General features: G+C 69.1%; 8 protein-coding genes. 3 read left to right on the forward strand and 5 right to left on the reverse strand.

Going from position 1 to position 6,258, the window contains the following annotated elements; translation table 11 throughout:
- Positions 1–244: 244 nt before the first annotated feature.
- The 3 genes from AOK17_RS47155 (at position 245) to AOK17_RS47165 (ending at position 2,030) form a co-directional block, all read left to right on the forward strand.
- On the forward strand, positions 245–436 hold the full coding sequence (locus AOK17_RS47155) for a hypothetical protein (RefSeq protein WP_157881560.1): 192 nt from the start codon (positions 245–247) through the stop codon (positions 434–436).
- A gap of 239 nt (positions 437–675) precedes the next feature.
- Positions 676–1,218, forward strand: a complete 543-nt coding sequence (locus tag AOK17_RS47160) for a SigE family RNA polymerase sigma factor (RefSeq protein ID WP_055618773.1) — start codon at positions 676–678, stop codon at positions 1,216–1,218.
- The gene (locus tag AOK17_RS47165) at positions 1,215–2,030 is read left to right on the forward strand and encodes a hypothetical protein (RefSeq protein ID WP_063997400.1); all 816 of its coding nucleotides are present in this window, start codon (positions 1,215–1,217) and stop codon (positions 2,028–2,030) included. The genes AOK17_RS47160 and AOK17_RS47165 overlap by 4 nt, the downstream gene beginning before the upstream one ends.
- Positions 2,031–2,176: 146 nt before the next feature.
- On the opposite strand, the gene AOK17_RS47170 is transcribed toward AOK17_RS47165, so the two are convergent.
- The 5 genes from AOK17_RS47170 to AOK17_RS47190 form a co-directional block, all read right to left on the reverse strand.
- The gene (locus AOK17_RS47170) at positions 2,177–2,896 is read right to left on the reverse strand and encodes an SGNH/GDSL hydrolase family protein (protein ID WP_055618774.1); all 720 of its coding nucleotides are present in this window, start codon (positions 2,894–2,896) and stop codon (positions 2,177–2,179) included.
- A complete protein-coding gene (locus tag AOK17_RS47175) occupies positions 2,893–3,363 on the reverse strand; it encodes a cupin domain-containing protein (protein ID WP_055618779.1) in 471 nt (156 codons plus the stop codon). Before AOK17_RS47175 ends, AOK17_RS47170 begins: the two co-directional genes overlap by 4 nt.
- 100 nt (positions 3,364–3,463) lie before the next feature.
- Positions 3,464–4,300, reverse strand: coding sequence for an AraC family transcriptional regulator (locus AOK17_RS47180; RefSeq protein ID WP_055618780.1), 837 nt, complete (start codon positions 4,298–4,300; stop codon positions 3,464–3,466).
- A gap of 164 nt (positions 4,301–4,464) precedes the next feature.
- On the reverse strand, positions 4,465–4,974 hold the full coding sequence (locus AOK17_RS49705; protein ID WP_245697903.1) for a hypothetical protein: 510 nt from the start codon (positions 4,972–4,974) through the stop codon (positions 4,465–4,467).
- Positions 4,975–5,016: 42 nt separating this feature from the next.
- Positions 5,017–6,258: hypothetical protein (locus tag AOK17_RS47190; protein WP_206190960.1), on the reverse strand; the 1,242-nt coding region annotated here is incomplete at its 5' end.

The following is a 6,258-nucleotide window of genomic DNA, read 5'->3' on the forward strand; positions in this document are numbered from 1 at the left end:
CACAGGGGCAGGCCGCCGCTGCCAGATCTGTGGGTGTTGCGCTGGCAGCCGGGGCAGGGGCCGACCAGGCTGCCGGAGCAGGTGAAGGTGGACGGTCCGGCTCACTGATCGGCGGCGGGAGAGTACTGGTCATCAGGGACGGCCTGTTCTGGGGGAGGGGCGGGTGCAGTGCAGTGAACGTGACCGGAGGGGGCCGGGCCGGTCAGCGCGCTGTAGCGGCGAGGGCCGGGCGGGTAAGTCGAAGATGTCCAGGGCGGTGTCGGGCTGGCAGTCGAACGAGGTCTTCGCGGCCCAGGTCGCCTACGCCCATCTCCACGCCAGCGGCATCCAGGTCAAGGTCGGCAGCCAGGCGGCGATCACACTGGTCGCCGACGTCGTCGTCGAGGGGCGCCGCGACGTCCGGCAGGTCGCGGAAGCGCTGAAGAACTGGGGCTGATGTGCCCGGCCATCCAACCCCGAGCGAACGGCAGAGTCCGTGGAGAGCCCGGTACGCGGAGGCGGGGACGTCGCGTTCGGTGAGCGGCACGGAGGAACGGACCGGTGGCAACACCGGCACCGCGCTCCGTGCCGGCTCAACAGGCACCCCCCGCTCCGACGAGAGCGCGGAAGAAGATTCCGCGGTGAGGCAACGGTCTGGGTCTCTCATGGCCTCTGTTGAACATCTAGGAGGTGCTCATGGGGGTTCGGAAACAGGCCGGGGACAGAGAGTTCCAGGCCTTCGTCGTCGGCCGCTGGCCGCGGTTGATGCGCACGGCATTCCTGCTCACGGGGGAGCAGCACGCTGCGGAGGATCTGGTCCAGTCGACGCTGGAACAGGTCTATGTGGCCTGGCACAGGGTCGCCTCGGCCGACGCCCCGGAGGCGTATGTACGGCGAGTGATGGTCAACGCGCATGCCCGCAGGTACCGCAGGAAACTGCGGGAGTTCCTGGTGCCCAGGAGCGAGGATGCGGGCCTGGCACACGAGGTGGCCGACACCGGTGACCGGATGGCCCAGGCCGACGACCGCCACACGCTGCTGAAGGCGCTGGCCGAACTGCCGGCACGGCAGCGGGAAGCAGTGGTCCTGCGCTACTGGGAGGACCTCACCGAGACACAGACGGCCGAGGCGATGGGCTGTTCGGTCGGCACGGTGAAGAGCAACGCGGCCAAGGGGATCGCGAAGCTGCGCGCCATATCGGGACTGGCGGAGACAGTGACGCTGGGAGGACGAAAGTGAAGAGCACGGACGGGGAGACGAGCCACAACATGACACAGCACGACATCGCACTCCTGCTGGCCGACGCGGCCGACGAGGTGAAGATCGGCACAGCCCCCGCCCAGGCGCTGATTCGCGGAGGCCGCCGCCGCAAGGCCCGTCGCTGGGCGGTCGTGGCGACCACCACCCTGGTCGTGGCCGGCTCCACGGGGGCTCTGGCGCTGACGGGGCTGTCCGGTGAGGACCGGGGGGTGTCGCCGGCGAGCCCGCCGGTCGCCAGCGTGGAGGCGCCCGAGCCGCACATGCGGACGACCCTGGCCAGCGGCACCGACGCGGGAGTGCCGTGGAGGGTGTACATCGACGTGTGGAAGGCTCCGGCGGACAGGGCGGAGGCCAAGGCCACCCTGGCGGCGATGGCGGAGTTCGGCGAGCACCCGGAGAACGTCTCCACGGCCTCCGAACTGGTGGGCAAGGTCGCGCACTTCGTGCACCGGGTCACCGGCGAAGAGGCGAGGACCACCCAGATCGCGGACATCGTCGTACCTGAGGACGACGTCCTGTCCGGCGGCGAGTACGGGGCCACCTCGCTCCCGCTGCTCCCCGGGAACGACACGGCCCCGCGCCTGGTGACCGGCCAGGTCGCCAAGACCGCCCGGGAGGTCACCTGCACCTGGAAGGACGGCACGTCTACCAAGGTCGGCCGTGCGTCCGCGGCCACCGAGGCGAAGGCCGACGTTCCGGTCATCCACAGCCCCAAGCACTCGCCCTACGACTGGTTCGTCTGCCTGGCGCCGAAGTCCACTGTGTTCGAGGGGATCAAGGTGACGAAGTAGACGAAGCGGGAGACCGAGTGCGGGGAGCCGAGGCCGGACGACGGTTCGCAAGCCAGACGAGCCGGATGCCGTAGGTGTTGCCCGCCTGGATCGCACGCCACCTCCGCGCACCGTACGGCATCCGACTGGCCGCGGCGCCGGACCAGTTACGCGCTCTGGGTCAGCAGACCGGCGTCGATGACCTCAGCGATAAGGGTGGCGCCGCGGCTGTTCTGGTGGATGTGGTCGGTCGTGAGCACGAGACCTCGGCGCCGCGAGATCGTGTCGAGGCTGCGGCGCAGCACCGCGTGCTGGACGAGGACACCGACAGCCGCTGCGGGCGTCACCTCCCGGTATGGAATCGGCGGCGGGTCCGCTTGGCGCAGTTCCTCGGTCTGGCGTTCGTGGAGCGGAAGGTAGGTCACCTCGTTGGTGGCGGCGACCTCGGCGATCATCCGGCTGTACGCCTGCGATGCCTGTGCCGCTGCTCCGTCGAGTTGTTGGCCGAGTACCGGTAGCGACAGCAGACCGATCGTCGCGTCGGTCTCCGCTCGCAGCCGTGCGACGACGGCTCCCAGGCACTGTTGGAACCAGTCGGCCGACGGGCGATCGGGGAGCTGTTTGCGCTTCATGGCCTGCTCGACGGGGTAGCCGGCAAGGCTCGCTCGGGCGCCGTTGGTCCCGATCAACACGGTGATCGCATCGGGTGGGTTCGTGACGACAGCATCGAGGCGCTGCAGGAGGTTGTAGGCGAAGTCGCCATTGGCGCCGAAGCGGGCGAGCCGCACGTCGCCGGGCGGGTGGCGTCGCCCGAGAAGATCCAGGTAGTCGACGCTGAACTGCGCGCGGGTGAGGCTGTCGCCGAGGCACGCGATGCGTGTCGTCACGGTGCTTCCTCCGGGCCGGGTGTGCCGACGCGTTCGGTCGGGCGGGTGTCGGTCCGAGAACGGTGGTCGGTGCCGAGGCTCGCGGTGATGGACAGGATGGACGTCGGCCCCTCCATGTCGACCACGTGCCATACCCCGGCCGGGTTGACGGTGGCCTCGCCCGGCCCGAGCAGAACGCGGTCGGGTACCCCGTCCACGTCGCGGGTGACCGTCACCGAACCGCTGAGGCAGACGACCAGTTCGTCGCCTGCAGGGTGGCTCTCCCAATGGTCGCCGGGGCCGTCGCCGTCGAAGATCATCACCATCCGGCCCTCGGCTCCGTCCGGCGCGACCGCGGCGCTGTAGGCGTGGAGCACCTCCGGGTCCCAGGCGAAGCCCTCGACGGGTTTCGCTCTCGATCCCAGCCCGAGGTGCACGGGGGTGGTCCGCAGGTCGATGGCGTCGCGTTCGTGGTTGACGAGTCTCATGCCGACGATCGTCACAGGACAGCGATCGGGCGGTCTTGAAGGAAAGGGAACAGAAAAGGAAAGGGAACAGAAGCCGACGCGACGGGCGGACGGTTGGCGGCTACCCGGCCCCGAGGAGGACTTCGCCTCGGCGCCAGGCCGTCGGCGATCGGCCCGTGAACTCGCGCCAGTCCCGCACGAGATGGGCCTGGTCGGCGTAGCCGGAGATGGTCGCCACATCGGCCCACGGGAGCGGGTCCTGCGCCGCCGCCAGTTCGTGCGCGTGCTCGAAGCGCAAGACTCGGGCGAAGGTTTTCGGTGACAGGCCCACCTCACCGCGAAACCGCTCGGCGAGGTGCCGACGGCTCCAGCCGAGTTCCGCGGCGACCGCACCAACCTGGACGCGGCCCCGCGCGGCGACGAGGCGGCGCCAGGCCTCGGCCACCTCGGGGTGCACCCGGCGCACACGGTCGCCGCCGGCGCCACGGCCGACAGCTCGGAGGAGCAATTCGTCCAGCGCGGTGAACCGCGCCGCGCATGTTGTCGCCGCTCGGAGCCGGTCGACCAGCTCGACGCCGAGCGCTCCGAGAAGCTCGTCAAGTGGAACCAGTCGGTGGACGAGCTCGGCGGCGGGCATGCCGTAGATGGCCCGGGCCCCGAGCGGTGTCAGCGATACCTTCACACCTTGCTGGCGTCCGTCGTGGTGGATCGCGACGGACCGGCACATCAGACCGCCGGCCACGCTGCCGAATCGGGTGACCGGTGACCCGTCGTCAACGCCCGCCGCCATCTCCAAAGGATCTGACAGACTGATCACCGCAGTGAGCACGCGGCTCGGCGGGCCGCAGTGAACCCCCGCCGGGAGCCCGCGGAGGTCGAAACCGACATACGAGTCGACGTACCGCCGCAAGGCGGGCGCCGGACGTGCACCGATCCCGGTGGCCGTGTGGTCCTCCATCTTCGGCAGTGTACGAGCCGCCCAGCCCAGGAAGATCACCATCCAAGGACTGATCACCGCCGTTTGCGGCTGGTGACTCGGTTCTTACCGGCACCCCGTGATCCCCGTGGGTTCAAGGAAACCGAAGGTCCTTCAACCTGAACCCGCAGGTCCACCGGTCTGCTTCAGGTCGGTAGATCCGTGGGTTCGGTTGGAACGCGAGGGTGCTGTGCAAGGCGAAGAGCTTCGGCCGTGACCTCGGCGTCGACCTGTGCCGGTGTTCTGTCGCCGTATTCGAGGACGTCGTAGTCGTCGTCCAGGTTGGCGAGTCGCTCGGCCAGAGGCAGCTCGTGCCCGAAGCGCTGGTGGATCCGGAAGGCCAGCTCGCGTGGTGTCAGCTCGCCGGCCAACATCCGGGCGGCAAGTGCTCGCGCGGCGGCTTCCTGTCCGGCAACACTGCCCGCTGGGTGGAAGGTGAGGCCCAGTTCGTCGAGCGCCGGTGGAAGGAGGTCGGGGACGTCGTAATCCGCCTCCGCGCGTGTGCACGCGGCCAAGATCCGCAGGGCAGGACTGTCGAGGCCGGCAACGAGTGCATCACAGGCAGCAGTGACGACGTCGGTTGCGCGGATCTCGCCCATGCTCCAGAGGACGGCATGGTCCTGTAGAGCGGTTGCAGCTGCTTCGGTCGAGGTCACTCGCTCATGATTGCCTTCATCGTGCGTCCGGTCGAGCAGGTTTCATCGAAGCTGCTGTTCAGCGGCCTGTTCCAACAGCGCCCGCGCGGAGTCCGTGTAGCGAATCGCGGTCTTCGCATCGAGTCCGAAGACCTCGGCGAGGTGGAGGGGGTCGGGGCCATGGGAGAGGGCTTCTTCGAGCTGCCGGTCGACGCGGAGCTGTTCCAGAGTGGCGGCCTGGCCGCGAAGCGGTGTGGTCAGGGAGACCGCGCTGACCGGACCGGTGCCCAAGGCGGTGAACTTGTTGATCAGCAGGTGCGGGTTAGCGGTGTCGGGCCAGCGGTAGCGTCGGTGGTCCAGCCACTCGCGGGCGACGTGCAGTGTCAGCGCGTCCAGAGGCCGCACCCGGCCGTCGATCACGAGCTTGCGATTGCCGATGTCGAGGTCGTCGAGTTGAAGGCGCCGGATCGCACCGGATCGCGCGGCGTGCACCGCGGCGAGCGCGAGGACCAGCCGGTCCGCCGGCTTGGCGACCGCGGCAACGGAGTTGTTGACGTGCTCGGGCTCCAAGGGTTGGAGGATGCCGTACTCGTGCTGGCCAACGCGGATGCGGCTGGTCGGATTCTTGAAGATGGTGCCGCTCTTCTTCGCTCGGCCGAACAGCGAACGCAGCACGATGAGTGTGTGCCGTCGCTGGCTGCCGTGGAGAGCATCGAGCTGGGTGAGGACGTCGTCGCGTGTCACCTCGCGCAGATGGCCGTAGCGGACAGACCACTCCAGCAGGACGGGACGGATCCGGTTGAGGTAGCCCCAGGCCGTGGCCTCGTCGCGAGGCTGGGACCTGGGGCCACCGTCGTGCAGGAGGCGGGCCCAATGCTCCACGTCGCGGCGGATTCCGGAGGCGATGCCTTCGAGCTTGCGCTCCAGCCACTGTTCGAACGACGGCGTCCGGTCGTCTTGGAAGACGCCGATGTCGGCGAGTACTTCCACTGTGCGTTGGACGCTGAGCCCGCGGGATCGCAGGGCCGGGAAGATCTCGGAGTGCCGCACGACTTCGCCGCTGACATGGCCGGACAGCACGATGACCAGGGCTCGGCCAACGTCGAGGCGGACACCGCGAGGCCAGTCATGCGCTTCGCCGAGACGATGTGCGGTATGCCGGGCCCAGGCCAGCCACGGGTTGTCGAGCCGGGCATGTTCCTGGCGATCGAACCGGGTGAAATCTCGGCGGGCCTCGAACAGCGGCGGCTGGAGCCAGCCGGAGACCGGCTGGTGGGCGGGGGCCGGTCGCTTATACACATCTGA

Origin of the sequence: Streptomyces phaeochromogenes (genome assembly GCF_001418655.1) — a bacterium.
Taxonomy (GTDB): Bacteria; Actinomycetota; Actinomycetes; order Streptomycetales; family Streptomycetaceae; genus Streptomyces; species Streptomyces phaeochromogenes.

What these genes read in the sequence shown, in the direction of transcription:
- AOK17_RS47175 (WP_055618779.1), bottom strand. Translation starts at nt 3,363, where the DNA reads ATGAGACTCGTCAACCACGAACGCGACGCCATCGACCTGCGGACCACC.
- AOK17_RS47155 (WP_157881560.1), top strand. Translation starts at nt 245, where the DNA reads ATGTCCAGGGCGGTGTCGGGCTGGCAGTCGAACGAGGTCTTCGCGGCC.
- AOK17_RS47160 (WP_055618773.1), top strand. Translation starts at nt 676, where the DNA reads ATGGGGGTTCGGAAACAGGCCGGGGACAGAGAGTTCCAGGCCTTCGTC.
- AOK17_RS47180 (WP_055618780.1), bottom strand. Translation starts at nt 4,300, where the DNA reads ATGGAGGACCACACGGCCACCGGGATCGGTGCACGTCCGGCGCCCGCC.